29 protein-coding genes are annotated in these 25821 nt (G+C 62.9%); 11 read left to right on the plus strand and 18 right to left on the minus strand.

All coding sequences use genetic code 11. The features are described from left to right. Nucleotides 1-2 precede the first annotated feature (2 nt). Together G4D79_RS25365 and G4D79_RS25370 are read left to right on the plus strand one after the other, a co-directional pair. On the plus strand, nt 3-497 hold the full coding sequence (locus tag G4D79_RS25365) for a GbsR/MarR family transcriptional regulator (RefSeq protein ID WP_214514522.1): 495 nt from the start codon (nt 3-5) through the stop codon (nt 495-497). An 83-nt stretch (nt 498-580) separates the two neighbouring features. Then, nucleotides 581-1120 (plus strand): hypothetical protein, encoded by a 540-nt coding sequence (locus tag G4D79_RS25370; protein WP_007728324.1) that lies wholly within the window; start codon nt 581-583, stop codon nt 1118-1120. Here the strand turns inward: G4D79_RS25370 and G4D79_RS25375 are convergent. Genes G4D79_RS25375 through G4D79_RS25385 form a run of 3 tightly spaced genes read right to left on the minus strand, consistent with a single transcriptional unit; the run spans nt 1117 to nt 4419 of the window. Continuing rightward, nucleotides 1117-1800 (minus strand): response regulator transcription factor, encoded by a 684-nt coding sequence (locus G4D79_RS25375; protein WP_003942005.1) that lies wholly within the window; start codon nt 1798-1800, stop codon nt 1117-1119. The genes G4D79_RS25370 and G4D79_RS25375 overlap by 4 nt on opposite strands. After that, the gene (locus tag G4D79_RS25380) at nt 1797-3170 is read right to left on the minus strand and encodes a GAF domain-containing sensor histidine kinase (RefSeq protein WP_003941844.1); all 1374 of its coding nucleotides are present in this window, start codon (nt 3168-3170) and stop codon (nt 1797-1799) included. The genes G4D79_RS25375 and G4D79_RS25380 overlap by 4 nt, the downstream gene beginning before the upstream one ends. A 43-nt stretch (nt 3171-3213) precedes the next feature. Beyond that, nucleotides 3214-4419, minus strand: coding sequence for an iron-containing alcohol dehydrogenase (locus tag G4D79_RS25385; RefSeq protein ID WP_003942060.1), 1206 nt, complete (start codon nt 4417-4419; stop codon nt 3214-3216). A gap of 435 nt (nt 4420-4854) precedes the next feature. Here G4D79_RS25385 and G4D79_RS25390 point away from each other — a divergent pair, with 435 nt between their 5' ends. Both G4D79_RS25390 and G4D79_RS25395 read left to right on the plus strand, forming a co-directional pair. Further along, nucleotides 4855-5217 (plus strand): RNHCP domain-containing protein, encoded by a 363-nt coding sequence (locus G4D79_RS25390; RefSeq protein ID WP_003941922.1) that lies wholly within the window; start codon nt 4855-4857, stop codon nt 5215-5217. 11 nt (nt 5218-5228) lie between these two features. Next, the gene (locus G4D79_RS25395) at nt 5229-5648 is read left to right on the plus strand and encodes an RNHCP domain-containing protein (protein ID WP_037129880.1); all 420 of its coding nucleotides are present in this window, start codon (nt 5229-5231) and stop codon (nt 5646-5648) included. Here the strand turns inward: G4D79_RS25395 and G4D79_RS25400 are convergent. The 4 genes from G4D79_RS25400 to mdo all read right to left on the minus strand — a co-directional run bounded on the left by G4D79_RS25400 (nt 5637) and on the right by mdo (nt 10003). Further along, nucleotides 5637-5984 (minus strand): hypothetical protein, encoded by a 348-nt coding sequence (locus tag G4D79_RS25400; RefSeq protein ID WP_047268921.1) that lies wholly within the window; start codon nt 5982-5984, stop codon nt 5637-5639. The genes G4D79_RS25395 and G4D79_RS25400 overlap by 12 nt on opposite strands. A 56-nt stretch (nt 5985-6040) precedes the next feature. Then, nucleotides 6041-7564, minus strand: coding sequence for a VWA domain-containing protein (locus G4D79_RS25405; protein WP_050656403.1), 1524 nt, complete (start codon nt 7562-7564; stop codon nt 6041-6043). Next, nucleotides 7561-8643, minus strand: coding sequence for a MoxR family ATPase (locus G4D79_RS25410; RefSeq protein ID WP_047268919.1), 1083 nt, complete (start codon nt 8641-8643; stop codon nt 7561-7563). The genes G4D79_RS25405 and G4D79_RS25410 overlap by 4 nt, the downstream gene beginning before the upstream one ends. A gap of 85 nt (nt 8644-8728) precedes the next feature. Continuing rightward, nucleotides 8729-10003: an NDMA-dependent methanol dehydrogenase gene (gene mdo, locus G4D79_RS25415; protein WP_003942095.1), complete on the minus strand. Its 1275-nt coding sequence runs from the start codon at nt 10001-10003 to the stop codon at nt 8729-8731. A gap of 361 nt (nt 10004-10364) precedes the next feature. Between mdo and G4D79_RS25420 the strand changes: the two genes are divergently transcribed. Beyond that, nucleotides 10365-11420: a ferredoxin--NADP reductase gene (locus G4D79_RS25420; RefSeq protein ID WP_003941851.1), complete on the plus strand. Its 1056-nt coding sequence runs from the start codon at nt 10365-10367 to the stop codon at nt 11418-11420. On the opposite strand, the gene G4D79_RS25425 is transcribed toward G4D79_RS25420, so the two are convergent. Both G4D79_RS25425 and G4D79_RS25430 read right to left on the minus strand, forming a co-directional pair. Beyond that, complete coding sequence (locus G4D79_RS25425; protein WP_214514523.1) at nt 11392-12720, minus strand: glycosyltransferase 87 family protein; 1329 nt, start codon at nt 12718-12720, stop codon at nt 11392-11394. The two genes, G4D79_RS25420 and G4D79_RS25425, sit on opposite strands and share 29 nt — an antisense overlap. A gap of 38 nt (nt 12721-12758) precedes the next feature. Next, nucleotides 12759-13496 (minus strand): DNA alkylation repair protein, encoded by a 738-nt coding sequence (locus G4D79_RS25430; RefSeq protein WP_042453138.1) that lies wholly within the window; start codon nt 13494-13496, stop codon nt 12759-12761. 361 nt (nt 13497-13857) lie between these two features. Here G4D79_RS25430 and G4D79_RS25435 point away from each other — a divergent pair, with 361 nt between their 5' ends. After that, a complete protein-coding gene (locus G4D79_RS25435) occupies nt 13858-14226 on the plus strand; it encodes an SPW repeat protein (protein ID WP_116057009.1) in 369 nt (122 codons plus the stop codon). Between the two features lie 71 nt (nt 14227-14297). On the opposite strand, the gene G4D79_RS25440 is transcribed toward G4D79_RS25435, so the two are convergent. Both G4D79_RS25440 and G4D79_RS25445 read right to left on the minus strand, forming a co-directional pair. Next, nucleotides 14298-15062: a glutamate racemase gene (locus G4D79_RS25440; RefSeq protein WP_003941981.1), complete on the minus strand. Its 765-nt coding sequence runs from the start codon at nt 15060-15062 to the stop codon at nt 14298-14300. 42 nt (nt 15063-15104) lie between these two features. Continuing rightward, nucleotides 15105-16307 carry an NAD(P)/FAD-dependent oxidoreductase gene (locus G4D79_RS25445; RefSeq protein ID WP_199267519.1) on the minus strand — a complete coding sequence of 401 codons (1203 nt, stop codon included), beginning with the start codon at nt 16305-16307 and terminating at the stop codon, nt 15105-15107. 160 nt (nt 16308-16467) lie between these two features. Here G4D79_RS25445 and G4D79_RS25450 point away from each other — a divergent pair, with 160 nt between their 5' ends. The 5 genes from G4D79_RS25450 to G4D79_RS25470 are packed head-to-tail and all read left to right on the plus strand — an operon-like array spanning nt 16468 to nt 19011. Further along, complete coding sequence (locus G4D79_RS25450) at nt 16468-16935, plus strand: Asp23/Gls24 family envelope stress response protein (RefSeq protein ID WP_003941912.1); 468 nt, start codon at nt 16468-16470, stop codon at nt 16933-16935. Further along, on the plus strand, nt 16932-17309 hold the full coding sequence (locus G4D79_RS25455; protein ID WP_042453130.1) for a hypothetical protein: 378 nt from the start codon (nt 16932-16934) through the stop codon (nt 17307-17309). The genes G4D79_RS25450 and G4D79_RS25455 overlap by 4 nt, the downstream gene beginning before the upstream one ends. Before the next feature lies 1 nt (nt 17310). Next, nucleotides 17311-17490: a hypothetical protein gene (locus G4D79_RS25460; RefSeq protein WP_003942043.1), complete on the plus strand. Its 180-nt coding sequence runs from the start codon at nt 17311-17313 to the stop codon at nt 17488-17490. After that, entirely contained in the window at nt 17477-18451 is a 975-nt protein-coding gene (locus G4D79_RS25465) for an Asp23/Gls24 family envelope stress response protein (protein WP_007728390.1), read from the plus strand. The genes G4D79_RS25460 and G4D79_RS25465 overlap by 14 nt, the downstream gene beginning before the upstream one ends. After that, on the plus strand, nt 18448-19011 hold the full coding sequence (locus tag G4D79_RS25470) for a hypothetical protein (protein ID WP_054187810.1): 564 nt from the start codon (nt 18448-18450) through the stop codon (nt 19009-19011). The genes G4D79_RS25465 and G4D79_RS25470 overlap by 4 nt, the downstream gene beginning before the upstream one ends. A gap of 137 nt (nt 19012-19148) precedes the next feature. On the opposite strand, the gene tuf is transcribed toward G4D79_RS25470, so the two are convergent. The 7 genes from tuf to G4D79_RS25505 form a co-directional block, all read right to left on the minus strand. Beyond that, a complete protein-coding gene (tuf, locus tag G4D79_RS25475) occupies nt 19149-20339 on the minus strand; it encodes an elongation factor Tu (protein ID WP_003941926.1) in 1191 nt (396 codons plus the stop codon). A 125-nt stretch (nt 20340-20464) separates the two neighbouring features. After that, nucleotides 20465-22567 carry an elongation factor G gene (fusA, locus tag G4D79_RS25480; RefSeq protein ID WP_007728394.1) on the minus strand — a complete coding sequence of 701 codons (2103 nt, stop codon included), beginning with the start codon at nt 22565-22567 and terminating at the stop codon, nt 20465-20467. A gap of 200 nt (nt 22568-22767) precedes the next feature. After that, nucleotides 22768-23238 (minus strand): 30S ribosomal protein S7, encoded by a 471-nt coding sequence (rpsG, locus tag G4D79_RS25485; protein ID WP_003941856.1) that lies wholly within the window; start codon nt 23236-23238, stop codon nt 22768-22770. Next, a complete protein-coding gene (gene rpsL / locus G4D79_RS25490; RefSeq protein WP_003941908.1) occupies nt 23238-23612 on the minus strand; it encodes a 30S ribosomal protein S12 in 375 nt (124 codons plus the stop codon). The genes rpsG and rpsL overlap by 1 nt, the downstream gene beginning before the upstream one ends. Nucleotides 23613-24021: 409 nt before the next feature. Further along, entirely contained in the window at nt 24022-24567 is a 546-nt protein-coding gene (locus tag G4D79_RS25495) for a DUF3558 domain-containing protein (RefSeq protein ID WP_214514524.1), read from the minus strand. Continuing rightward, nucleotides 24564-25112, minus strand: a complete 549-nt coding sequence (locus tag G4D79_RS25500) for a DUF3558 domain-containing protein (RefSeq protein WP_214514525.1) — start codon at nt 25110-25112, stop codon at nt 24564-24566. Before G4D79_RS25500 ends, G4D79_RS25495 begins: the two co-directional genes overlap by 4 nt. An 83-nt stretch (nt 25113-25195) precedes the next feature. Continuing rightward, nucleotides 25196-25807: a TetR/AcrR family transcriptional regulator gene (locus tag G4D79_RS25505; protein WP_214514526.1), complete on the minus strand. Its 612-nt coding sequence runs from the start codon at nt 25805-25807 to the stop codon at nt 25196-25198. Nucleotides 25808-25821 lie beyond the last annotated feature (14 nt).

The raw sequence follows: 25821 nt of genomic DNA on the forward strand, positions 1-25821 counted from the left end.
CGATGACCGACACCAGCCACACCGTTGCACCGGACGAGAGCCGACACTATGTCGAGCGACTCTCACTCGTACTGAGCAACATGGGTTTTCCGCCGATGCCCGCCCGCGTCTGGGCCGCGTTGATGACCAGCGAGGCACCCTCGTCCACGCCAGGAGATCTCGGATCTCGGTTGGGAGTGAGCCCCGCCGCCATTTCCGGAGCCGTCAGATACCTCCAGCAAGTCGGATTGATCGAGCGTGTGGCCGTCCCCGGATCGCGGCGTCAGCACTACTGCGTCAGCGTCGACATGTGGGCCGACGCGTTTGTCACGAAACAGTCCTCGCTCTACCAGGTCTCGGCAGTTGCGGACGAGGGCATACGAGTCCTCGGTGAAGGAACAACAGCCGGCGATCGAATTGCAGATCTGCGCGACTTCTTCGACTTCATGGCCGCGGAAATGCCGCGAATGCTCGCGGACTGGCGCTCCCGGCGAAAAGACCGGACACCTGGCAGGTAACTTCAGGTTTACCCGCAATTTCGGCGGGGTACCTCAATTCTCGTTCCAGCATGGTCAGGTGCGGTGTAATCGAGGAGTTGCTGATGAAGCTGTCGATCAGGGGCGCGAACACTTCACCGACTCCACCCTTCGCGCGTACCGCTTCACCCGAAACCTGTGAACGATCGATTTCCCTGAATCGCACCGCCGCCGAGGCATTCGCCGGTGATCACCATGCACTGTCGAAACTACTGGCCCGGTTGCACCCTCGCGTCGTTCTCTACTATCGCGCCAGACTCCTCGGGACGCCCGTCGCGACGTTCGCCGACGATCTCGCCCACCAATGCACCCTGGACGTCGTCACACGAATGTCCGACACGATCTCGGCCGACACACGCATCGAGACCTTCGCGTACGAGTTGGCCTCTCGACGAATTGCGTCAATTCCCCAGTCACGCAACATCGACGGACAATTCAAACGCCCGCGCCGCCTGACCGACGACCAACGTGAGGTTCTGGTACTACGAATCGCAGTGGGTCTGACTGCCGAGATGACCGCGTCGACTCTGCGCACAACTCGTTCGAGCGTGCTCCTCCTACAGCATCAAGCGCTGCGCGCCTGGACGGTCTCCGAGCAGAGCTAGATCAGACCTTGCTTACTCGCGGCGTAGACGGCCTCTGCTCGACGGCTCACCTCGAGTTTGCGCATGATGTTGCTGACGTGAAACTTGACGGTGGTCGGTGAGATGAACAATCTCTCACCGATCTTGATGTTGGACAAGCCGTTTGCGAGGAGTCTGAGCACTTCGAGTTCGCGATCGGTCAATCGTTCTTTCGACGACGACTGCCCGTTGAGCGATCGCACGACAGCTGACGCGCTGCGCGAATCGAACGCACTCTCACCCCGCGAGACCGCCCTGATCGCACGCACCAATTCGGTGGTGTCGACGTCTTTGACGACATAGCCGCGAGCACCCGCGTGCACCGCTCGCACCACCAGTTGATCGTCGAGAAACGTGGTGAGAACCAACAGTCCGAGGCCGGGATGCGCCGAGGACAGCTGGCCACACAGGGTCAGTCCCTCGTAGTCGGAACTGGCGGAGAGTTTGAGATCCATCAGGACGATGTCCGGGCCGACCTTGTCGACCACGGCGAGTGCCTCGGCGAGGGACGACGCCTCCCCCACGATCTCGAGATCGCTTTCGCGCTCGAGAACCGAGCGGAGCCCTTGCCGCAGAATTGCATGGTCGTCGACCAGGACGATTCGAACCAATCCCTGAACCGGCGATGCTCCGCGGGTGATGACGGGACGCGCAGTGGTCATGATTCCTCGCTCTCGATTTCAGTGGTGGAGCAAAGGTTTTCCATGCCCGAGTCGAACGGCAGTGGTAGTCGCACGAGAATCTGAATCCCACCGATCCGCGCGCGCCGTACTTCGAGCGCACCACCCAACTCGAGTGTTCGCGCCTGCATGTTCGCGAGACCGCGATGGCGGCCGTCGACGTCGTTGGTGGCTGCGAGTTTGAGGATCAGACGCATTCGCGCAGGGTCGCCGTCACCGTCGTCGGAGACCGACAGCAACACGGAGTCCGCCCGATAGGTCAGACGTAGCACCGCCCGATTCGCGTGAGCATGGACCGCTGCATTGAAGAGAGCTTCCCCCGCGATCCGGAGAAGAGCGTGTTCGGCATCGCCCGGAAGTTCGGTCGGGGTACCGCCGACGCGAACGCTCACCGCCAACTCGTCCGGCATGTGAACCACGCCGAGTTGCTCGAGCATCTCGGGCAACGACGTCCGGTCCGCGTCCGACGAATGATTGAGCGCGTAGATCGCCGAACGAAGCTGCTCGACCGCCCTCCTGGTCAAATCCTTTGCCAAGTCCAGTCTTTCACTGCGTTCAGCCTCCGGGATGTCACTCCGGCAGACCTCGATCTGCATGCCGGCCGACAACACCGCCTGTGTCACACTGTCGTGCAGTTCGCGGGCGATCCGGTGACGTTCGTCGTCGACCACTTGGTGCCGGTGCGCCACTCCGAGTTGACGCTGGGTGGACTCCAATTCGCTGTTGCGCACCGCAAGGTCGGCTGCAGTACGATTGGCCTCCGCATACGCATCTTCGGCACGCTCGAGCAGCAGTTGTCCGCGCTGATAGAGCGCCGAATTCTGCAGAGCCACAGCAGTCTGGCTGGCCAGAATGCTGAGCACGGCTCCGTCCGTCGTGTCGAGGGTTCGGTTGGCCGGCGTCCAGGCTGCAAAGGCACCTACCACGCCGCCACCGAGCACGATCGGCACAAACGCGTAGTGCGCGTCGATCACCGAGTTGGATTCGATTCTTCCGTACCGGATGTCGTCGAGGCATTCGACGACATCCTCCGGAAGTGGCGGCCCCTCCACATTGTCGACCAGAAAAGGGGTGGCGTCCGGGCCGAGAACCAGTCGCCGTGGTCCGGCGTCGGGCAAAGTTCCGTCAGCCAAGGCGAAGACTATCCAGTTGGCACTCAGATGCGCACGGGCAGCTTCCGCGACCGCGCAGACGAGGGTTTCCGGCCCCTCGACGGTGCGCACCAAAGCCCGCGAGATCAACTCCAAGGCATGCACGACGCGTTCGAGGCGCTCGGCCGCACCGCGATACTGCGGGTAGAACGAACTCTTACCCGATCGTAATCCGGTGAGCCGGGACAGGTCCGCGGTCATCGCCTGCACCAATTCACAGCGGCCCTCTTCACAGCGTCCATCTTCACAAGGCACCTCGGAACAACGCCACCATCTGTTCCTGCGTCGCTTCCCTGGGATTGGTGGACATGCAGGCGTCGAGCAACGCGAAGCTGGCGAGCCTACTCAGGTCTTCCTCGCGAACACCCAACTCCCCCAGCCCCTTCGGCACACCGACCTCCCGGGCGAGACGTTCGACACGGTCGGCCACCGCCAGCGCTGCTTCCTCCGGGGTGCCGCGCTGCTCGGGAAGACTCAGTGCCGCAGCGATGGCGACAAAGGGGGCGGCGTCCGTGGTGGAATTGAACCGGATGACGTGGGGCAAGAGAATTCCGTTGATGACGCCGTGCGGAAGGTCGAGCATGCCGCCCACCTGATGGCTCATGGCGTGCGCGGCTCCGAGTATCGCGTTGGTGAACGCCAACCCGGCCTCGAGGCTCGCCTGCGCCATCACCGATCGAGCTTCCATCTCCATCGGGTCCTGGATCGTGTGCACCAGATTCTCGGTCACGAGGCCGACAGCGCGGAGCGCGTGATGATCGGTCAACGGATTGTGCGCCAGTGAGACGAAGGCTTCGATTCCGTGCGTCAGTGCGTCCAATCCTGTTGCCGCATTGAGCCACTCGGGCATCGTCGTGAGCAACCGCGGATCGATGACCGTCACATCTGGAACCAGCGCCCGGCCGATGATGGTGATCTTGGTGCCGCGGGTCGTGTCCGTGACGATGCAGAACTGCGACACGTCCGCGCCCGTGCCGGACGTGGTGGGAACCATCACCAACGGCGGGATCGGTTTGGTCGCCTGATCTACCCCCTCGTAGTCGAGTATGTTGCCACCGTTGGCAGCGAGGACGGCTACACCTTTAGCCGCGTCGATGACCGAACCGCCGCCGAGCGCGATGATGACGTCACACTCGCCTTCCTGGTACACCTCGAAACCGGCCGCGATCTCGAAGTCCTTGGGATTGGGCGTCAGCCCTGACCACACCGTCGCCGTCAATCCCTGCTCCGTGAGATGGTCTTCGAGTTCGCTGACCCATCCCGCGTCGATCAGACCGGGATCGGTGACCAGGAATGGTCGGAACCCGCCGAACCTCAGAGTCGCGTGTGCTGCCTCGACCAGGGAACCGATACCGAAGACGATCTCGGGGGCGTGAAATTTGACCAGTCGAGCAGCAGTGCCGCGGCGATGAACACCGTGGTTCACAGCATCCGGGTATGCCACGGACACGACCCCACTCTCCTCTCGCTGCTCTGAGATCTCCGGTCGGGATTTCGCATCCGTCGCTCTCAGCGCATCAACTCCCACGTGCACAAACTGGTGTGATCCACCTTACAATCGCTGGCCCCGAGCCTACGCGGACAGCAGTCGGGGCACACCCACCGAAGGAGAGGCGCTTACCTACCCGTTCGGGCAGGTAAGGCGTCTCGGGAAAATGAATGGCGCGGCGAGAAGGTCCCGCTGTACTTTCGGTTGCGGCCAGAGTGGCCCGTAGAACCGATTCAGAAGGTGTTTATGACCCAGCCCGCGCCGAGCGCGCCTCCCGCCCCTGCACTGCCGGCAACCTCGAGGGTCACATGCTGATCCTCGAAACGTCGGACTGACAGCCGCGAGGCCCCCTCGGCCTGCTCCTACTGCTTTGTTCACTCAGCTAGGAGTTCTCCAGTGCCTCAATCACACAATTCCATCTCGAAAACCGACACCTTCTCGTGCATTCAGTGCGGACTCACAGTCATGACGTACGGCCCCGATGGTGATCGCCGAAACCACTGCCCCAGTTGCCTGCATTCCCGACACTTGTTCGACCAGGTGGAAGGTGGACCGTCGGACTGCGGAATGCGGATGGCTCCCATTTCGATCGCAGTACTGCGCAGTGGCGATTGGATGATCATCCACCGCTGCGCACAGTGCCTCGAGCTCACCTCCAACCCCGTCAGCCGAGACGACAACCAGTTGTTGTTGATGAGAATGGCAGTGCGGCCGCTCGCGCAACCGCCCTTCCCGCTCGAAGCCTTCGGCGACTTGTGAGGAGGAATCAGATGCCACGTAGGAATCCCAGCACCCGCCCGCGGCGGGCACCGCAACGGGCCAAGCACGTACTGCACGGAATCGGCGGAGAACAAGGATCGAGCTTCCGTTGTCTCACATGCCGTTTGGACATCTCCACTGCGGCGCCGGGTACCGCTCATCGGAACCACTGCCCGAACTGTCTGGCCAGCCGCCACGTGGACGGTCGCGTTCCGGGCGACCGAGCACAACAGTGCCGAGGTGCCATGGCGGCGCTCTGCCTGTCGGTCCGGCAAGACGGTGAATGGATGCTCGTTCACCAGTGTGTCGAGTGCAATACGTTGAAAGTCAACAGGATTGCCGGCGACGACAACGTCTTGGTCCTGCTGCGCTTGGCGCTACGTCCGTTGGCAGACCCTCGCCTGCGCTCGCGCGCGTTGCTAGCGCTCTGATGATTCGTCCGGTGCAATCGTGCGGTTCTGCGCACGATTACACCGGACGAACACCACGAACACGATCCCGGCGAGCAAGCCCACCGCCGTCGGTCCGAGGACCAGTCCCGAGTACAGCCACGGGGCAGGTTCTGCCGGAAAGAGGTCCATGAATCCGGGTCCGGTGTATGTCGGTTCGGAAAACGGCTCCCGATAGGATCCTCCGGTGAGAATGTGCGGTGACGCCAACGACTTCCACCACCACTGAAACACGCCGAGCGCCACAACCCCACACACGGCGCCGAGCACTGTCAGCGCCGCGATCGGTCGCCAGATCGATCCCCTGATTTCGGACATGAGATCAAACTAGTTCACGACAGATCGCGCAGTGACATCGGTGAAGTGCACTGACATCAGCGAAGTGCGTGCCCCAGCTCGGCGGCCTTTGCCATCAGTTGCGCGGCATCTCGGGCAACAACAACCTCGTCGCAGATCTCCGAATACTCCGGCATCGCGCACGATGCCTGGTTCCAGTAACGCTGTGGTTCAGGCGTAATCCAGGCCAGACGGTGGACCTTTCGGCGGAGTTCCTCGAGCTTGTCCGCCTGCGGGGGCAACCCGTTGCACCGACCGTCGCCCACGATGATGACAGACGTCCGTGAGTTCAAGGTGTTTCCGTGCTCGTCCAACAATTCTGTGAGCACCCGCCCGTAATCGCTGCTGGCTTCCAGATCCAGACCCGGGTGCGCGAGTACCGCGGCCAGTGCGCCGTCACCACTACTGGCGAGAAGGGTGTCGGTCACGTCGACCGGACGATCGACGAAGGCGAGGACTTCACAACGATCTGCTCGGCGATGCATTGCCTGAGCCAAGCGCAGAGTGAACGCGGTGATGGGGCGCACGGACAGCGACACGTCGGCGATGAGAAGTAGTCGAACACGATCGGGGCGAGGAGCTTTCACGACGAGATGGAAGGGTATCCCGTCGGTGCGCAGGCTCGAACGCACCGTGCGCCGCATGTCGAGATGCCCACGAGAGCGCTCTCGGGGCCGCGGTCTGGACGGTCCTCTCATCCGCCGAAGCACTTCGTGGCACGCGAGTTCGATGTCGTTGTGCGTTGCGCCCGCAGCAGATTCGCTGTCGGGCGCATCGGGAGCGCTTTCGGCGAGTGCAGCGGCCGAGAGTGCTTGCACGAACGCTTCGACCGCCTCGACGAGCCGGTTCAGTTGCGCCTGCGTCAGCGGCCCGTCGTCGGAGACGTCCGCATACGCTTTGCTCGGGTCGTATGCATCCAGCCAGGCGAGGATCGACGTCGGATCGTCCCAGGACAACGAACCGACCACTGCTGCAGCAACACTGGTGCTCAAGTCGCCGACCACTGCCGATGCGGCACGGTCCACGTCGACCGTGTAGCTGACTCCCCGTCGACCGGTCTCCGAACCGGTATCCACCGACAGTTCCGCATCGCTGGACGTCATCGACACATCGTCGTCGTCCTTGTGCGGGTTGAACCCCTTCTCCGCTTCCGGAGTATCGAAGTAGTCGCCGACCTCGGCTGCACGCTCGTTGTACTCGGCATACCGGCCTACTTCTTGATCCTCGTCGATCCCCAGCGCGGTGGGCAGACCGTCCGCCACCTCGGCGCGCGAAGCCATCCGCTCGGCGTGCGCTTTGCCTGCGGCTGGCCGGAACAGCGCGTCGAACGCCCGATCGAAACCGGCCTGCTCGTGAGAGTACTTGGCGCACACTGCCCGAAGACATGCTCGCAACGTCTCACGATCCGAAGCGCCGACCATCGCGAGAACACGCCGAACCTCGATGACCTCGGCCGGTGACGCGGAAACTCCGGCCGCCCTCAGCAATCGGCCGAAACTCGCGGACACCACGTCGAGAACAAACGACGGTTGCCACACGGCAAGGCCACCGAGCGTCGTCATCGCGTCGAACGGATTCCGCTGCCGCCGCGGATTCCCTGTTGATGAGGGTCACGTCCACCCGTGCCCCGGAACACGGCCGTCGTCGTGTTGGCGGGTTTGCTTGCCACCGTGGCCCGCTCGATCGGCTCGCCACCGTCACGCGACGATGATTCGAAACGCTTTCCGTCGAATCGTTCCTTGGCCAGCGTCACATCGGACGAGTACTTGAGCAACGCCGTGAGCAGGATGTCGCGCACCTTGGCGTCGGAAGCGGTGTCGAATCCGCCGGCCGCGAGCACTGTTGCCGCTCTGGCCGCGTCGATGACCTCCGAGATGGACGGGCTCTTGCGCAGCGGGAGATCACGCAAGATGCGAGCCAATTCGACAACCTCGGTGGCCGTAGCCGTATCCACCTCAGGCGCTCGGGCCGTGACGATCTCGCGTTCACGCTCCGATGTCGGATAGCCGAGATGGTAATGCAGACAACGACGCTTGAGCGCGGGTGAGAGCTCGCGGGTGTCGTTGGACGTCAGGATGACCCAGGGCTGCGAGCGGGCAACGAACGTACCGACCTCGGGAATGGTGATCTGCTGTTCGGCGAGAATCTCGAGGAGCAGTGCTTCCATCGATTCCTCGGTGCGATCTACCTCGTCGACCAGAAGCACTACCGGATCGGGTGAGAGGATTGCTTCGAGCAGCGGTCGTACGGACAGGAAGTTCTCGGAGTACAAACCGAAATCCTGATCGGCCAGAAACTTGGACGCTTCGGCGACGCTGTCGAATTCGGAAACCTGATCGCTGATCCGGTCGCGGAGCATCTGCACGTGCAGGAGTTGCTTCGCGTAGTCCCATTCGTACAGGGCGCGATTGTCGTCCAGCCCTTCGTAGCACTGCAATCGCACCAGTTTGCGGCCCCCGATCGCAGCCAGAGACTTCGCCAGTTCCGTCTTGCCGACACCGGCCGGACCTTCGAGCAGGAGCGGGCGCCCCAGCGCCGTCGCCAGATGAACGACTACCGCGAACTCGTCATCGGCAATGTAGTCCTGCTCTCGCAGAGCATCTTTCACTTCGATTCCGCTGGAGAAACTGCGACCGGACATGGAACACCTTTCATGGGGGGCAAGCCCCTGTGCGCCTTTTTGGTAGTGCGGGCTACCAAAAAGGCGCACGGGGCCGAAGGCCCTGCTAGAAGTACGACTTGTTGATCGCGTGATCGACAACCGGGATCATCGACTCCACGGTCACCTCACGGGGATTGCCCGGGGTGCACCAGTCGTCCTGAATGTGCTCGGAGATGGCGCGCACAGTCTTCTCGTCACCCTTGATGACATCACCACGGCCCTCGTACTTCTTGGTGTTCATCTGGTTCTTCGCGTACGAGTCGGTGCGAACTTGACCGAAGTTGTCGGGGATACCGACGTCCTTGGCCAGACGGATGGCAGCCTCGACGGCAGCATCTGCGGCCTGAACCGTGGTGAGGTTGCGAGTGTCGACACCGAGTGCGCCGGCCAACTGGGCGTAGCGCTCGTAGCGCGAAGGCAGGTTGTACTCCCACACACGCGGCAACGCGATGGCGTTGTTCAGACCGTGGTGGCTGTCGAAGAAGGCACTGACCGCGTGCGAGATCGAGTGAACGATGCCGAGGCCACCGGAGTTGAAGGCCTGCCCGGCAATGTACTGCGCGTTCATCATTCCCTCGCGGGCCTTGAGGTTGCGCGGCTCGAAGACGGCCTCGCGCAGGTTCTTCGCGACCAACTCGACCGAGTAGATCGCGTTACCGAGCGAAGGCGCGAAATCGAGACGAGACACGAAAGGCTCACTGCCGTGCGCGAGTACGTCGAAGCCGCAGTACGCGGTGAAATGCTGAGGGCAGGTGTAGTAGAGCAGCGGATCGTCAATCGCCAGGGTGACGATGGTCGCCTCGTCGAAGCCCACCCACTTGTGCGGGTTGTTCATGTCCGACGTGTCGGTGATGACGTACGCCCACGACGTCTCGGAACCCGTTCCGGCCGTGGTGGATACGGCGATATGGGGCGGGTTCTCCTTGTTGGTGGACTTGGCGAAGCCCTCGAACTCGTTGATGTTGCGACCGTCGTGTGCGATCACGACGCGAGCGCCCTTGGCGGCGTCGTGGCTCGAACCACCGCCGATCGAGATGATCGAGTCGCACTTCTCCTTCTGGTAGAGAGCCGCGGCCTCCATGACGTTGTAGTCCTTGGGATTCGACTCGACCTTGTCGTAGAGCACGACCTCGACACCCTGGTACTCGATCTTGCCGACGAGTTCCTCGATGATGCCCGAACCGCGCAGACCGGTCGTCATCAGAAGGGTGCGCTTGAAGCCGAGGTTCTTGGCCTCCACCCCGATGATGTCGTGAGCGCCCACACCCATCAGGGCGCGAGGGAAGGGGTGGAACTCCTTGATGGGAAAGTCCCAGATCTGGTTGAGCTCGATAGCCATCGGTATCTCCTCAGGGATGTGCACGAATGTGACTGCGGGAGGGATTCGAGCCGAATCTTTGTGACCGGCGTCTCACCTGGTTCCCACTGTGTACCGACAAACAGCCCGTGCACAGACTTCGGCAGCTCAACCGCCCGGACGCCGCTCACGAACCGCCCGTTCGGGCAGGTCGACGCCACCCCGGACTGCCAGGACGGCTGGATCAGACCGCCGTGGTTCCCGCTGATCGGGAACGTGTTGCTCGGCGACTACGATCCCCAGTAGCTTTTCATCACTGCTAACATTGAACTAGAACACGTTCTAGATGTTGCACTTCACTGACCTGCGCTTTACCCAGCTTCACGAGAGGACTAGCTTCGCGATGACGACAGTCGAGGTACCGCACAGCTCGCGATCGGCGGTACTCACCGTGTCCGGAGTCATCGAAGAGACTTCCGACGCCCGGTCGCTGGTGTTCGAGATTCCCGCAGAACTGAAGGACAAGTTCGACTACAAGCCAGGTCAATTCCTGACCCTGCGCATCCCGAGTGATCAGACCGGCTCGGTCGCACGCTGCTACTCGCTGGCCAGTTCACCCTTCACCGACGACGCCCCCAAGGTGACCGTCAAGCGAACCGTCGACGGCTACGGCTCCAACTGGTTGTGCGACAAGCTCCAGGTCGGCGACACCATCGAAGTGCTGCCGCCGTCAGGTGTCTTCACGCCCAAGTCGCTCGATCACGACTTCCTGCTCTTCGGTGCAGGCAGCGGTATCACTCCGGTGATCTCGATCCTCAAGTCCGCCCTCACGCAGGGCAGCGGCAACGTCGTGCTGATCTACGCGAATCGCGACGAGAAGTCCGTCATCTTCGGCGCCGAACTTCGCGAATTGGCAGCGCAACACCCCGGCCGCCTCACCGTTGTCCACTGGATCGAAACCGTGCAGGGACTCCCCGCCGTCTCACAGTTGGCGACACTGGCCAAGCCATTTGTCGCGTACGAGGCCTTCATGTGCGGTCCAGGCCCCTTCATGGACGCCGTCCACAAGGCACTGGCAGAGGCCGGCATGCCCCGCACGCAGGTTCACGCCGAGGTCTTCAATTCACTCGCGGGTGACCCGTTCCGTGACGTCGAGGTAGCCGAGGTCTCCGACGAGGAAGCAGCCGACGCCGCAACCGTCGAGGTCGAACTGGACGGTGAAACCCACACCCTCGTCTGGCCGCGCAAGCAGACGCTCGTCGACATCATGCTCGCCAAGGGCCTCGACGTGCCGTACTCCTGCCAGGAAGGCGAGTGCGGGTCGTGTGCCTGCACCGTCACCGAAGGCGAAGTTCAGATGGACAACTCCGAAATCCTCGACGCCGAGGACGTGGCGAACGGCTACATCCTCGGTTGCCAGGCGAAGCCGATCACCGATCACCTGAAGATCGAGTTCTGAACCCTGCCTCGATGCATGACGGCCCCTGATTCCCTGCGGAATCGGGGGCTTTGTCATGTTCGGAGTCTCCCGAGTCATCTCCCGAGTCATCTTCCGAGTCCCGCCGCGAAACCCACGCAGGCTCCGTTGTGGGCAACCGCCACAGCGCAAGAATCAGTGCGAGGGTCACGATCAGGAAACCCTCACGAAGGACCAACCCGAACGGCAGCAGGAGCGGTGACGTCTCGATGAACTGCTGTCCCATACTCGGCCCGCAGTAGACGGTGGCCAACCCCAGAGCGGCCGCACCGAACTGCAGCGGCGATCGAAGCCGAAAAAGAACCGTGACGGCGGCAGGCACGAGATACACCCAGTGGTGAATCCAGCTGATCGGCGAAAGAATCGGCGCGCTCAATCCGATCACCAACGCCGCATCGACCGCTCGCCCGACGCGATAGACATCTCGGGCGATCCATAGCGCTACCCCCGCGCACAGCACGGTCGACGGCATCGCCAGAGACGCTGTCCATGGGCCCAGCGCGGCAAGTCCGCCCTGCAGCGAACTGTTGCCGGCACTCGCGATCGCCTGCCCGCTCAAATCCACCCGGTCGCTGAGGTTCCAGACGACGTCCGACCAGAAGGTCCAGCTGACGGCCGGGTCCACCACTGCTGCGACGGCGGTCGCCGCGGCAAATCCGATCGAACTCCAGATCGCGAGTCGCCACTGCTTCGTGACGACGAAGTAGACGATGAAGAGAGCCGGAGTCAGCTTGATCGCGGCCGCGACGCCGATCAGCAGTCCTCGCGGAAACCACCGGCCGAATCTCGAATCCTCTCGGCGAGTCACGTCGAGCAGTACGAGCACCATCAGCACCAAGTTCACCTGGCCGAATGAGATGTGCGCACTGACGATGGGGGTCACCGACACGGCCAGGACCAATGCCGCCATGACGAGCGGCCGCTTGGGGACGCGAGCGGGAGTGAACCTCGCAACCGTCCACACCAACGCCGCGATGCACAATCCCGACCACAGCAGATAGGCAGTCCACCAGTCGAAGAGGACAGTCGGCCAGAGGAAGATCACCGCGAATGGGGTGTAGGTGAACGGCATACCCTCTTCGACGATCAACGGGCCGGACAGATTGCCCTCGTAGATGTTCGATCCCGCTGCGAACGCCTGGGCAGCGTAGCGGTAGACGAGAAAATCAACGGGTTCGACGGCTCGAACGGAGTACACGAGATAACACAGAGCTGCGACGCCGGCAGCGATCAGTGAACCGATCGTCACAATTCGAGACGCCTCGACACGGGTGGCGGGCATACCGAGAATCGTCCCACAACCTACCGAGCGGTACTTCGCTAGCGGGCCGCCCGGAAGTGCGCTCGCTCTTCTGCGGTCAGGTGTTCGCACGCGTAGCTCAGCGCCGTGCGTCCCATGTCTGCTGCATTCTTCGCGAGGAAACCGGTCAACAAATCCCGGTCCACCCGCTTGCCCACCTCGCGGAGCATCCAGCCCATCGCTTTCTGGGTCAGGTCTCGTCGATCACCCAGCACCTGCGCGGCAAGCTCGAGCGTGGTCGACCCGTCGCCGCGAGTGATGAATCCGTAAGTCGTCAGCAGCGCCACCCGTCGTCGCCACAGGTCACCCGAATCGGAAAGCTCGAAGATCAGCCGGCGATCTCGGTCGTACAGCCAGCCGCCGAGGATCTGTCCGGCGGACGAATCCACCAGATCCCAATTGTTCACCCGCCCGTCCTCGACAGCGCTGAGATAGAAGTCGGCGATGCGGGCGCGACTCTCGTCGTCGAAAAATTTTGGGCGACTGACCTTTTCGAATCGAGCAACCAGGATCAACAGACCGGCCAACCGATGCTCGTGGACGTCGCTGTCGAGAAGGAGGCGTACCTGAGGCAACTCGAGACCGACATGCTTCTTCACCACCGAACGCGTCTTCGGTACTCGCACGCCGATGAAGACGTCACCCTCGCCGTACTCCCCCGGCGCTGTCTTGAAGAACTTCTGTAGCTGGACGGCATCCGCGGGATCCGCGAGGTCGGCCAACTGTTCGATCACGTCCTGGGCACTCGATTGCGTCACCCCAGAACCTTCTCACGGGTCGTCTGTGCGGACTCTTCGATTCTCTCAGCGTCCTCACACCGTGTGCCCTGCTCGGCCACAGGTCGGCAGACGACACTCGAGGACAGTCAGTGAAAGGACCACCCATGATCACCGCCGCTATCGCATTCACCACTCTCACCCTCATGGCACTCTCGGGACATATCGCGGCCAGCGCTCCGCGCGGGCTCGTGGCAATCCGGACGAATAGTCACAAATCTTGATATTCGAGCCTCCACATCGCCTCTAACTGCAACGCGAATGCAATTGGCGGAGAGTTGATCTCGATCTGCCGCGGGCGTGTACTACAGGTGGACACACTCTCGTCTTTGGAGGTCTCGTCATGAAGTCGTGGAATCGAATGCAAGATGCCGTCGCGGTGGTTCTCGGCGTCTTTGCGGCTCTCTCGCCGATGTGGCTCGACACCACCGATCGGGCAATGTGGTCACTCGTCGTCCTGGGTGTCCTGGTTGCACTGTCGGGTCTGGCGCACATGGCACGTCCGGACATGGCCATGGCGGATTACGCGATGGGCGTTTTCGGCGTCTTGATGTTCATTTCACCCTGGGTCATGAGCTTCGACTCTCTACGCGGTGCGTCGTGGACGGCCTGGGTGGTCGGGGTCCTGACCGTTGTGGTCGCGGTGAGTGCGATGCCGGTGATGAGTGCGCGGATGCATCACGGGGGTCACGGCGGCGTAGCCGCCCATTGACGGAGCGGAGTAGCCGCCCATTGACAGAGCGGAGTAGCTGCCCATTGATGAATGGCTGGCTGCAGGCTGGATCAGGCTTTGATCGCGCCCAACAACCGCCCGGCGTCGAAGGCTTCGGCGCTGGGCGGTAGCGCGCCCGGACGTCCACTCACGAAAACCTCGACGGTTCCCGATCCTTCACCCGCGTCACCGAGCCCGTCGATCCGCCGCAGGGTCTGTCGTGCAACGGCTTCGGCACTGTCGAAGAGTGTGACACCGGCGGGTAGCCGCGCTGCGATTTCGTCCGCGAGCAGTGGGTAGTGCGTGCAGCCGAGGACAACGCCGTTGACGTCGTCCGGCGTCCGGGCCACTGCGGATTCGATGGCTGCAAGTGCGGCTGCACGATCACCGAGGTCTATCGAATCGGCCAGGCCGTGGCACGGCACCCCGACGACCTTGGCGCCGTTGCCGAACTGTTCGATCAGATCGGCTTGGTACCGGCTGGCAGTCGTCGCGGCGGTAGCCCAGATCGCCACTGAATCGCACGCGGCGGCCGCGGGCTTGATCGCGGGCACCGTTCCGATGACCGGCACACCCGGTCCGACCAGTTCGCGGACGTGTGGGAGAGCGGTGACGCTCGCGGTATTGCATGGAAGAACGATGACCTGAGCCCCACGATCGAGGCTCCGCCGCACCGCACCGAGTACCCGGTCGACGACCCACGGCTCGGGCTTGGGCCCCCAGGGGGCGCCGTCCGGATCGAGGGACAGCACAAGATCGAGATCCGGGCGCAGGCGTCTGAGCCACGCAGAGGTAGGGAGCAGGCCCAGTCCCGAGTCGATGAGTGCAACGATCACCGCACAAATCTATCGCCTCGGAACCGGTCCTGCCTCATCCGTTCAGGCCGGTGTGGACTCCAACACGTCCGAGATGGGCGTGCCGGCTGCGATCTTCGCGCGCATCTTCATCACAGCTCCCGCGCTACCGCCGCCGACGACAGCTGCCAGCACACCGTCGCGCTCGTAGTAGGCGACGAACTTTCGGCCGTCGTCCTTCACGATGTGAACGGTGTCCGTGGGTGCGACGGTCCCCAATGCCTGGATCTTGACGTCGTACTGATCGCTCCAGAAGTACGGAACCTGCGCCGGCGCATCCGGATCACCCGTTCCGGTGATCGCTCCCGCCAGGATCTTGGCCTGGTCCCCAGCATTGGTCCAGTGTTCGACACGCTTGCGTCGATCTCCGATCTGCCAGGACGCGACGTCGCCGACCGCCCAGACGTGTTCGGTGCTGGTGCGGCCGACGCCGTCGCAGAGCACTCCGTTGTCGAGTTCGATCCCCGAACCGTCGAGCCATTCCGTGACCGGCACCGAACCGACTCCGATCGCGACCACGTCGACCGGGATTTCCGAACCGTCACTCAAGGTCGCAGCGGCAACCGCTCCGTCGCCGGACAACGAGGTCAAGCCCGTACCGACTCGGACGTCGATGCCCTCGTTCCGATGCAGACGTTCGACGAGGGCGCCGACGGTGGGGCCGAGCACCGACGCCAGCGGCGTCGGCTGGGGTTCGAGCAACACGACGTCGACGCCGTGAGACTTCATGCTCGCGGCCAGTTCGCAGCCGATGAAGCCGGCCCCGACGATCAGCGCACGCTTACCGGGAGCAAGGTCGGCGCGGAGGGCCAACGCTTCCTCGATGGAGCGCAGAACGTGCACTCCGGACAACTCCGGAAGGCCGGCGATGCGACGCGGAGTCAGTCCGGTCGCGATGACCAACTCGTCGTAGTCCAGGGTGGATCCGTCGGCGAACGCCACCGACTTGGCGACCGTGTCCACCGAGGTTGCCGGCGAACCGAGCTTGAGATCGACCTTGTTCTCGACGTAGAACTCGGCCGGACGCAAGGTCGTCTCGTTTTTGTCGCCGCGGATCACTTCCTTCGACAACGGAGGCCTGTCGTAGGGCAGATGCGTTTCTCCACCCGCGAGCGTCAATTCACCTTCGAAACCCGCTCGTCGCAGTTCCTCGACGGTCCGCAGTCCCGACAAACCCGCACCCACGATCACTATCCGTGCCACCACGTACCACCCTGTCCGACCCATGTCACTTGCAGCGCTCACTATGAACGCCGTCACTATTTGCCTCCGACTCTGCCATACCAAATGCCGGAGTAGGTGTGGTGCATCCCGCATGGTCACCTACCAGTCACTACAGTTGGAGGTACTTCAGACGCACGCACTGACACATGAGCAGGGAGCCCCCATGACCAGCGATTCCAGTGAAAAGAACAGCGTCCGATTCGGCGCCGACGGTGGCGCGGAACTAGTCAGCACCCAGGGTAAGACGATCATCGCCGACGCCGTGGTCGCCAAGATCGCCGGTATCGCGACCCGCGAGATCAACGGCGTGTACGACGTCGGCGGGGGCACAGCGCGTGCGGTGGGGGCACTTCGCGACCGCATACCGGGCGCCCGCGTCAACCATGCCCAGGGCGTGGCGGTGGAGGTAGGCGAGAAACAAGCCGCCATCGACATCGGCATTGTCGCCGAGTACGGCGTCGCACTCCACGAACTGGCGGTAGGTATCCGCCGCAACGTCATTGCCGCAGTGGAAAGCATGACGGGTCTCGAGGTCACCGAGGTCAACATCACCGTCTTCGACGTCATGCTCTTCGAGGATGCAGAGAGCGGCGGCAGTACCGATCCGGAAGCCAAGCCGAGGGTTCAGTGAGTACCGCCGACGCCGGCCGCGAGATCGACGCGGCCGAGGTAGTCGCCGACGCGGTTCTTGCCATCCCGGAAGTGGCAGATCTGCACGGAGGACAGTTCGGCGAAGTGGGAACCTACCTCCCCGGACGCCGCATCACCGGCGTCGTCGTCGACGAAAACTCTTGTGCTGTACACATTTCCGTTCACTATCCGGCAGACGTTCGCAGCGTCGCCGAACGCGTACGAGCGGTGGTGGCGAGATTGGTCGACGTACCGGTGAACGTGACCGTCGGCGACCTGTCGACAGCGGGATATCTACCCGTTGATGCCGAAAATGCAGTCACCGAGCCTGCCACCGTCACAGACATTGCACCGAACATTCGAGAAGGGAACTGACATGAACAGCACCACCGTCGGACTGCTGGTCGGTCTGCTCCTCGCACTCGCCGGAATCATGGGTGGGTTCAGCGGTTTCGTCTTCGCAGTCCTGCTCGGCGCCGCCGGTATGGCGATCGGAGCACACCGCGACGGACATCTCGACCTCGGCGCGATCCTCCGAAGCCGTGGCCGTGGCTGAGCCGTCCGATCCCAGCGCAGCGGACGATCCTGGCCTACGCGGCTCCTTGGTCATCAAGGACCGTGCGATGGCCAAGATCGCCACGGCCGCAGCGGTGAACGTCCCGGGGGTGGTCCGCCAGTCCGGTGGCTTGACTCGCCTGACCGGACGCGACCTTCCGCGAGCCGACATCTCGATGGGTAGCGACGCCGTCGCCATCAATCTCTTCCTCGCCGTGTCCTGGCCGTGTTCGGTCACCGAGTTGACCGGCCGGGTGCGAACGGAAGTCGGTCGCAGCGTCGAATCGCTGACCGGGCTTCCACTCCACGACATGAACGTGATGATCGCGGCAACCGAGGGTTCTGACGACTCCTGTGTTTCCGGCGTCGAGATCGCGGAGGGCCCGGCACAGCAGGCACTCTCGGATCCGATTCCGCCGCGGGTCCCCTCTGCGAACCCGGCGGCCGCGGTTTCGGCCGTCGTCATCGCGTGTGGTCTACTCGCACTCGCCTTCGTCGTCTCGCGCGAATGGTTCATCAACCGTGGAACTTTCGAATCGGCACCCTGGATCCGAAACTCCGTGGAGTGGACGTCTCGTCTGCACTGGCAACCGTGGCTACTTCCGGTGGCGATCGCTGCCGTTGTCGCGGGTGTTGTCCTGATAATGTCGGCGATCAAACGCCGTGCGAAAACCCATGTCCCACTCGGGAACCCGAGCGCATCGACGGTGTGGATGCGGCCGACTGACATTGCACGTCTGTGCAGTAGCCACGCAGCGGTCGTTCCCGGCGTCGGCTCGGCTCACACCAGCGTCGACCGTAAACACGTCAAGGTCCACATCGAATCGACCGGTGGCGATCGAGCTGAACTTGCCGCAGCCGTCGACGCGGCGGTTCGGCCCCACCTCGCGATACTGCAGCGGCCACTGCAACTTTCGGTTGTCGTGCGAGAAACTGTAGTACGACGAAAGGACGCCTCGTGAACCGTTGGATCTCCGCGGTCGATCGGATCATCGTCCTCATCGTCGGAATCGCACTCCTCGCGGCGGGCGCATACGCCATCGCGTGGGACGCGGGCGCGTCGCTGATTCGAACCTGGGTGTCACGCTTCGATCGGGAGGTCCTCTTCGGCCTTCCGGAGGAGCCGTGGTGGCACTGGGTACTGTCGGGCACCTTCGTCCTCTGTGTCTTCGCCGGTTTCGGGCTGTTGTACCTGAACCTTCGCCGGCGCCGCACAAGCGCAGTCACATTGCGGCACAACGAATCCGGTACCGACGTCAGCGTGGATCTCGGACCCGTCGCAGACGGCGTAGCGGCCGAGCTCGCTCAGCTGACCGGCGTGCGGAGCACCAAGAGCAAAGCGACGGTCGATCGCGGATTGCCGACGCTGTCGATTGTCGTCACTGCAGATCCGTCGATCGACGTCGCCGGATTCACCGCTTCGGCCGAACGTATCGCCGGCGCAACCAGGCGCAGCCTGGACGGCTCGACCGTCGCAGTACAGGTTCTGCTGCACCTCGACCGGGTGGAAGCCAACAAGTAAGTAAGAACCACGCAGGCACCCGATCACCGAACACTCGATCACAGGCCACCCGATGGAAGACACAGAAAAGGCGCTCACTCCCCGAAGGGAATGAGCGCCTTTTTCAGTGCTGTGAATCAGCTAGCGAGACAAGAGTCTCACTTGATGATCTTGGCAACCTTGCCGGCGCCGACCGTACGGCCGCCTTCGCGAATTGCGAAGCGCAGGCCCTCGTCCATGGCGACAGGCTGGATCAGCTTGACGGACATCTCGGTGTTGTCACCGGGCATGACCATCTCGGTGCCCTCAGGCAGCGTCACGACGCCCGTAACGTCCGTGGTACGGAAGTAGAACTGCGGGCGGTAGTTGTTGAAGAACGGGGTGTGGCGGCCGCCCTCGTCCTTCGACAGGATGTATGCCTGGCCCTCGAACTCCGTGTGGGGAGTCGTGGTGCCCGGCTTGACGACAACCTGTCCACGCTCGACATCTTCGCGCTTGATGCCACGAACGAGCAGTCCGACGTTGTCGCCGGCCTGGCCCGAGTCGAGCAGCTTGCGGAACATCTCGATACCCGTGACCGTGGTCTTGGTCGAGGTTTCCTTGATGCCGACGATCTCGACCTCTTCGTTGACGTTGACAACGCCACGCTCGATACGACCGGTGACAACGGTGCCACGGCCGGTGATGGTGAAGACGTCCTCGACGGGCATGAGGAAGGGCTTCTCGGTCTCACGAATCGGGTCCGGGATGGACTCGTCGACAGCAGCCATCAGGTCGAGAATGGACTGCGTCCACTTCGGGTCACCCTCGAGTGCCTTGAGTGCCGAGATCGGAATGACGGGGGCTTCCTCGTCGAATTCCTGAGCGGCCAGCAGTTCGCGGACCTCCATCTCGACGAGCTCGAGGATCTCGTCGTCGTCAACCATGTCGGCCTTGTTCAGGGCGACGAGGATGTAAGGAACGCCAACCTGGCGAGCGAGCAGGACATGCTCGCGCGTCTGGGGCATCGGGCCGTCGGTAGCTGCGACGACGAGAATAGCGCCGTCCATCTGAGCTGCGCCGGTGATCATGTTCTTGATGTAGTCGGCGTGACCCGGTGCATCGACGTGCGCGTAGTGGCGCTTTTCCGTCTGGTACTCAACATGCGAGATGTTGATCGTGATGCCACGAGCCTTTTCCTCGGGAGCCTTGTCGATCTGATCAAAGGCCGAAGCCTCGTTCAGGTCGGGGAATGCATCCGCGAGAACCTTGGTGATGGCCGCCGTCGTCGTGGTCTTGCCGTGGTCGACGTGACCAATGGTGCCGATGTTCACGTGCGGCTTCGTCCGCTCGAACTTCGCCTTCGCCACTTTGTGTCCTCCTGGACTGTTGTTGCTTGCCGTATGCAGCAGTGCGGTTGGTTGTTACTAGGTCGTGCTTCGTGCCGGAAGAAACCGAGGTTACTTGCCGGCGCGGGCTGGGGAGCTCGCTGTGCTTACTCGCCCGTCGCCTTGGCGATGATTTCCTTCGAGACGTTCGCGGGAACCTCTGCGTAGGAATCGAACACCATGGAGAAGTTCGCTCGGCCCTGGGTCTTCGACCGCAGGTCACCGATGTAACCGAACATCTCCGAGAGCGGAACCAGCGCCTTCACGACACGGGCACCACTGCGTTCCTCCATGGCCTGGATCTGGCCACGGCGGGAGTTGAGGTCGCCGATCACGTCGCCCATGTACTCCTCGGGCGTTGTGACCTCGACAGCCATGAGCGGCTCGAGAATGACGGGGCCGGCCTTGCGGGCGGCTTCCTTCAGTGCCTGCGAACCGGCAACCTTGAACGCCATTTCCGAGGAGTCGACGTCGTGGTAAGCACCATCGAGCAGCGACAGCTTCAGGTTCACGAGCGGGTAGCCGGCGAGAACACCGTACTGCATCGCGTCCTGCGCACCGGCATCCACGGAGGGGATGTACTCGCGCGGGATACGTCCGCCGGAGACCTTGTTCTCGAACTCGTAGGTAGCACCGTCTTCGCCCACGAAAGGCTCCAGAGCGATGATGACCTTTGCGAACTGGCCCGAGCCACCCGTCTGCTTCTTGTGGGTGTAGTCGTGCTTCTCGACCTTCTTGGTGATGGTCTCGCGGTACGCAACCTGCGGCTTACCGACGTTCGCCTCGACCTTGAACTCGCGACGCATGCGGTCGACGAGGATGTCGAGGTGGAGCTCGCCCATACCGCCGATGACGGTCTGACCGGTCTCTTCGTCGAGCTCGACCGAGAAGGTCGGGTCCTCTTCGGCGAGCTTCTGGATCGCGACGCCCAGCTTTTCCTGGTCGGACTTGGTCTTGGGCTCGATGGAGACCTGGATGACCGGCGCGGGGAACGACATCGACTCGAGGACGATGGGGCTCGCCTGATCGCACAAGGTGTCACCGGTGGTGGTGTCCTTGAGGCCGATCATTGCGTAGATGTGGCCGGCTACGGCCTCGTCTACCGGGTTCTCCTTGTTGGCGTGCATCTGGAAGAGCTTTCCGATGCGCTCCTTCTTGCCCTTGGTTGCGTTGAGCACCTGAGCACCCGGATCGATACGACCCGAGTACACGCGGACGAAGGTCAGCTTGCCGAAGAACGGGTGAGCAGCGATCTTGAAGGCGAGAGCCGAGAACGGCTCGTCCTTGCTCGGCTTGCGAGTGATCTCTACTTCTTCGTCACCGAGCTTGTGGCCGATGACCTCGCCGATGTCCAGCGGGTTCGGAAGGTAGTCGATGACAGCGTCGAGCATGGGCTGAACGCCCTTGTTCTTGAACGCGGAGCCACAGAGAACCGGGTACAGCTCGGAGGCGACCGTCATCTTGCGGATGGCGCCCTTGATCTCCTCGATGGTGAGCTCTTCGCCGCCGAAGTACTTCTCCATGAGAGCTTCGTCGGACTCTGCAACCGTCTCGAGCAGCTTCTCGCGGTACTCGGCAGCCTTCTCGACGAGATCCGCGGGGATCTCCTCGATGGTCGGAGCGGTTCCCGTCGGGACCACGCCGCGCCAGGTGATGGCCTTCATCTCGACCAGGTCGACGACGCCGTCGAAGTCGTCCTCAGCGCCGATGGGCAGCTGGAGAACGAGCGGCTTCGCGCCCAAGCGGTCGATGATGGTCTGGACTGTGAAGTAGAAGTCCGCGCCCATCTTGTCCATCTTGTTGACGAAGCAGATGCGCGGAACGTCGTACTTGGCAGCCTGACGCCAAACCTGCTCGGACTGCGGCTCGACACCCTCTTTACCGTCGAAGACAGCAACTGCGCCGTCTAGCACGCGCAGCGACCGCTCCACCTCGACCGTGAAGTCGACGTGGCCGGGGGTGTCGATGATGTTGATCTGGTTGTTGTTCCAGAAGCAAGTCACGGCGGCAGACGTGATCGTGATGCCGCGTTCCTTCTCCTGCTCCATCCAGTCCGTCGTCGACGCACCGTCGTGCGTCTCACCGATCTTGTAATTGACACCGGTGTAGAACAGGATGCGCTCGGTGGTGGTGGTCTTGCCGGCATCGATGTGCGCCATGATGCCGATGTTGCGGACCTTGTTCAGGTCAGTCAGCACTTCCTGTGCCACAGGTTTCTTCCCCGCTCGTTGCTTGGTTTTCGGGTGTCGGCCTTATCGGTGTGTTCCACCGTCAGGGCCATGGTCTTTCAATTATGTCTCTGCCGAGGCGAACCTGGCCACCTGCGTCCGGAATCCGTCGCGATGATCAGGCCGCCAACGGCGACAAGCGTCGGAGCCCCACCCGATGGCAGTTGCTCCGACGCTTTACATCACCAGCGGTAGTGGGCGAATGCCTTGTTGGCTTCGGCCATCTTGTGAGTGTCTTCGCGACGCTTCACAGCTGCACCGAGGCCATTGCTGGCATCGAGGAGCTCGTTGGCGAGACGCTCGACCATGGTCTTCTCACGACGTGCACGCGAGAAGGTGACCAGCCAGCGCAGTGCCAGCGTGGTGGAACGACCGGGGCGAACCTCGACCGGCACCTGGTAGGTAGCGCCACCGACGCGGCGGCTACGAACCTCGAGTGCAGGCTTGACGTTGTCCAGGGCGCGCTTGAGGGTGACGACCGGATCGGTGCCGGTCTTCTCGCGTGCCTGCTCGAGAGCCTGGTACACGATTCGCTCTGCGGTGGACTTCTTGCCGTCCAGCAGGATCTTGTTGACGAGCTGCGTCACCAACGGGGAACCGTAAACCGGGTCGTTGATGAGCGGGCGCTTCGGAGCGGGGCCCTTACGTGGCATTAGCTCTTCTCCTTCTTGGCGCCGTAGCGGCTGCGTGCCTGCTTGCGACCCTTGACACCCTGGGTGTCGAGGGAGCCGCGGATGATCTTGTAACGGACACCCGGGAGGTCCTTCACACGACCGCCACGGACGAGCACCATGGAGTGCTCCTGAAGGTTGTGACCTTCACCGGGGATGTACGCGGTGACCTCGACCGAAGTCGTGAGGCGAACACGTGCGACCTTACGGAGCGCGGAGTTCGGCTTCTTGGGGGTGGTGGTGTACACGCGAGTGCACACGCCACGACGCTGCGGGCTGCCCTTGAGGGCTGCCGTCTTGACCTTGGCGGTCTTGTCGCGGCGACCCTTGCGGACCAGCTGGTTGATGGTTGGCATTTACCGGCTTTCTTGTGACGAACAGACTGCTCGAGCGAACTCGGGCCGTTCGAAAACGTGGCTGTTCTGAAATTAGGGATCTAGCAGTTGGAGCAAGAGAGCTGCTGCTCCTCACCCACCTCAGAGTCTGTACTCAGCACTTTCATGCCGCGCACTGCCCCCGAGGTCGGGCGTGTCGCATACCCCCACACAGGCAGCCGGATGCTCGTTCATCAGCAGTTTCTGCTCGAACGCGCGCACGGCAATACCTAGCTAGGCACACAGATCGGCCCGGGCATGCCGGACACGACCCATAACGATACCTGTCGGCGCGCCACGAGGTCAAAGCGAGGCCACGGTGATAGTGACCTCACGCTCTGACCAGACACTCTGGCTGCACACTCAGACCACGCAGCCGGACCGGTCGCGATCAGATGCTGCGGTTCAGCGTCAACGCGCCGAGCTTTGCCGCAGCCTCGCACGGATCCGCGCCGCCTTGCGGCTCGGTGACCCACCAACCGAACACTCCCCCGGCCGGTGCGCTCGCGCTCACCCCGCAGCTCTGCGGATCGGCCGGCTGGCGAACCTGGTACCCGCCACTGCCGTTGATGTCGATTTTCGCCACCACGTATCCCAGGTGCTCGAATGCAGCGCGCTCGTGATCGAGGGTGCCCGTCTCGAACCAGTTGAAGGTGATCTTGATCGGACCCGCGGTCCCGATGCCGTCCCAACGGCAGATAGCGCCGAAGAACCCACGCCCGACGGCGTCGGCACCCACGGCACCGGCGATCTGCTCGTCGGTGACGGCTTCGCATTCTTGGAGGACGTTCGCGAATTCCTGGCTGTCACTACCGCCGTAGCTGCCCTGCGCACGGGGAGTCCCGGTGACCACGGAGCCGCACCCCGTGAGTAGAACCAGCGACCCAGCCAGGGCGAGCCCGATCCTTACGCGCTTCACGGCGCCCTCGAACTTCACTGTGCCCTCGAAACTGTTTTTTCCATCAGATCCCGCGCCACCGTGCATGGATCCGCGGTCGGTGGCAGCAAACCGTAGGTGATCGACCAGTGCACGAAGTCTCCGCCGAACGCGATACCCAACTCGCACAACGAACCTGCCGTGGACGCGATGAAGCCTTGATGACCGCCGATCGTGATGTCGTCGGCAGGACGTCCGAGCAGGTCGGACCCGGCCCGTTCGCGGCCGATCGGGCTACCGCGGTACCAGGAGAAACTGACGCTCGGACCGTTCGAACCGGCGACTTCCCACTGGCAACCGACGCCGTTGCGCGTCGTCGTCGCAAAAGCGCCGAGATTGAAGGCGTTGACAACTTCCTCGTCGGTCACCGAGCCGCATTCGGCGAACATCGGGCCCGGATCCGTAGGTGCGAGTGCCTGCGAACCCGCACCGTCGCCCGGCTGATCGACGGACCCGTCGCCGGAGCTGCAGCCGACCACGGCCGAGAGCACGGCAGCCGAGACCAATACCGAAGTCCCGATCGAAGTGAGAGTGCGTGCGACCATGGAGCCGACTGTACTTCTCGGTGGCCCCCGACACACGCCACGTGCGCGTCGAGAGCACCGGCGCCGGCCCCGCCGCTACCGATTCAGGGAGTTGCCACCGGTACCCGAACAAGTGTGGAATCCAATTGCGCCGCCCACTGTTTGACCACCTCGGTGCGTCGGCGCGAGTCGTCTGTCAAGACATCAGCCAGCCCCAGCCCGCGGGCCAGGTCCAGGGTCGCCTGTACCAAGCGGTGCGTCACCGGGTCGGAGTCGTCGACACCCAGACTCTCGACGGCCATGCGGTGCGCGATGCGCCCGAATCGTTCCTCGAGGGGCAGTACGCGGGCACGCAGGTCGGAGTCGGAGGCAGCGGCCGTCCACACCTGCAGCGCTGCTTTGAACAGAGTCCCGGTGTAGTACTCCACCAACCGCGAAATGATCGCCTCGGTTCGTCCGGCACCCACCGGAAGGTCGGTCGATTCCTTTCGTGCCTGATCCATCCGGGCGTCGAACATCACCTCGAGCGCCGCGGTGATGAGGTCCTCGCGGGTCGGGAAGTGATGCTGCATGGCGCCTCTGGACACCCCGGCACGCTGCGCGACGACGCTCATCGTCGTTGCGCTCCACCCGAGTTCGGCGAGACACTCCACAGTCACTTCGAGCAGGTGGGAGCGCGTGACTCGACTTCGGTCCTGCTTGGGCTCTCGAGTCATCGCGCCGCCATCCC

The organism is Rhodococcus sp. WY5 (assembly GCF_018588185.1).
In the GTDB taxonomy this organism is placed as follows: domain Bacteria; phylum Actinomycetota; class Actinomycetes; order Mycobacteriales; family Mycobacteriaceae; genus Rhodococcus_F; species Rhodococcus_F qingshengii.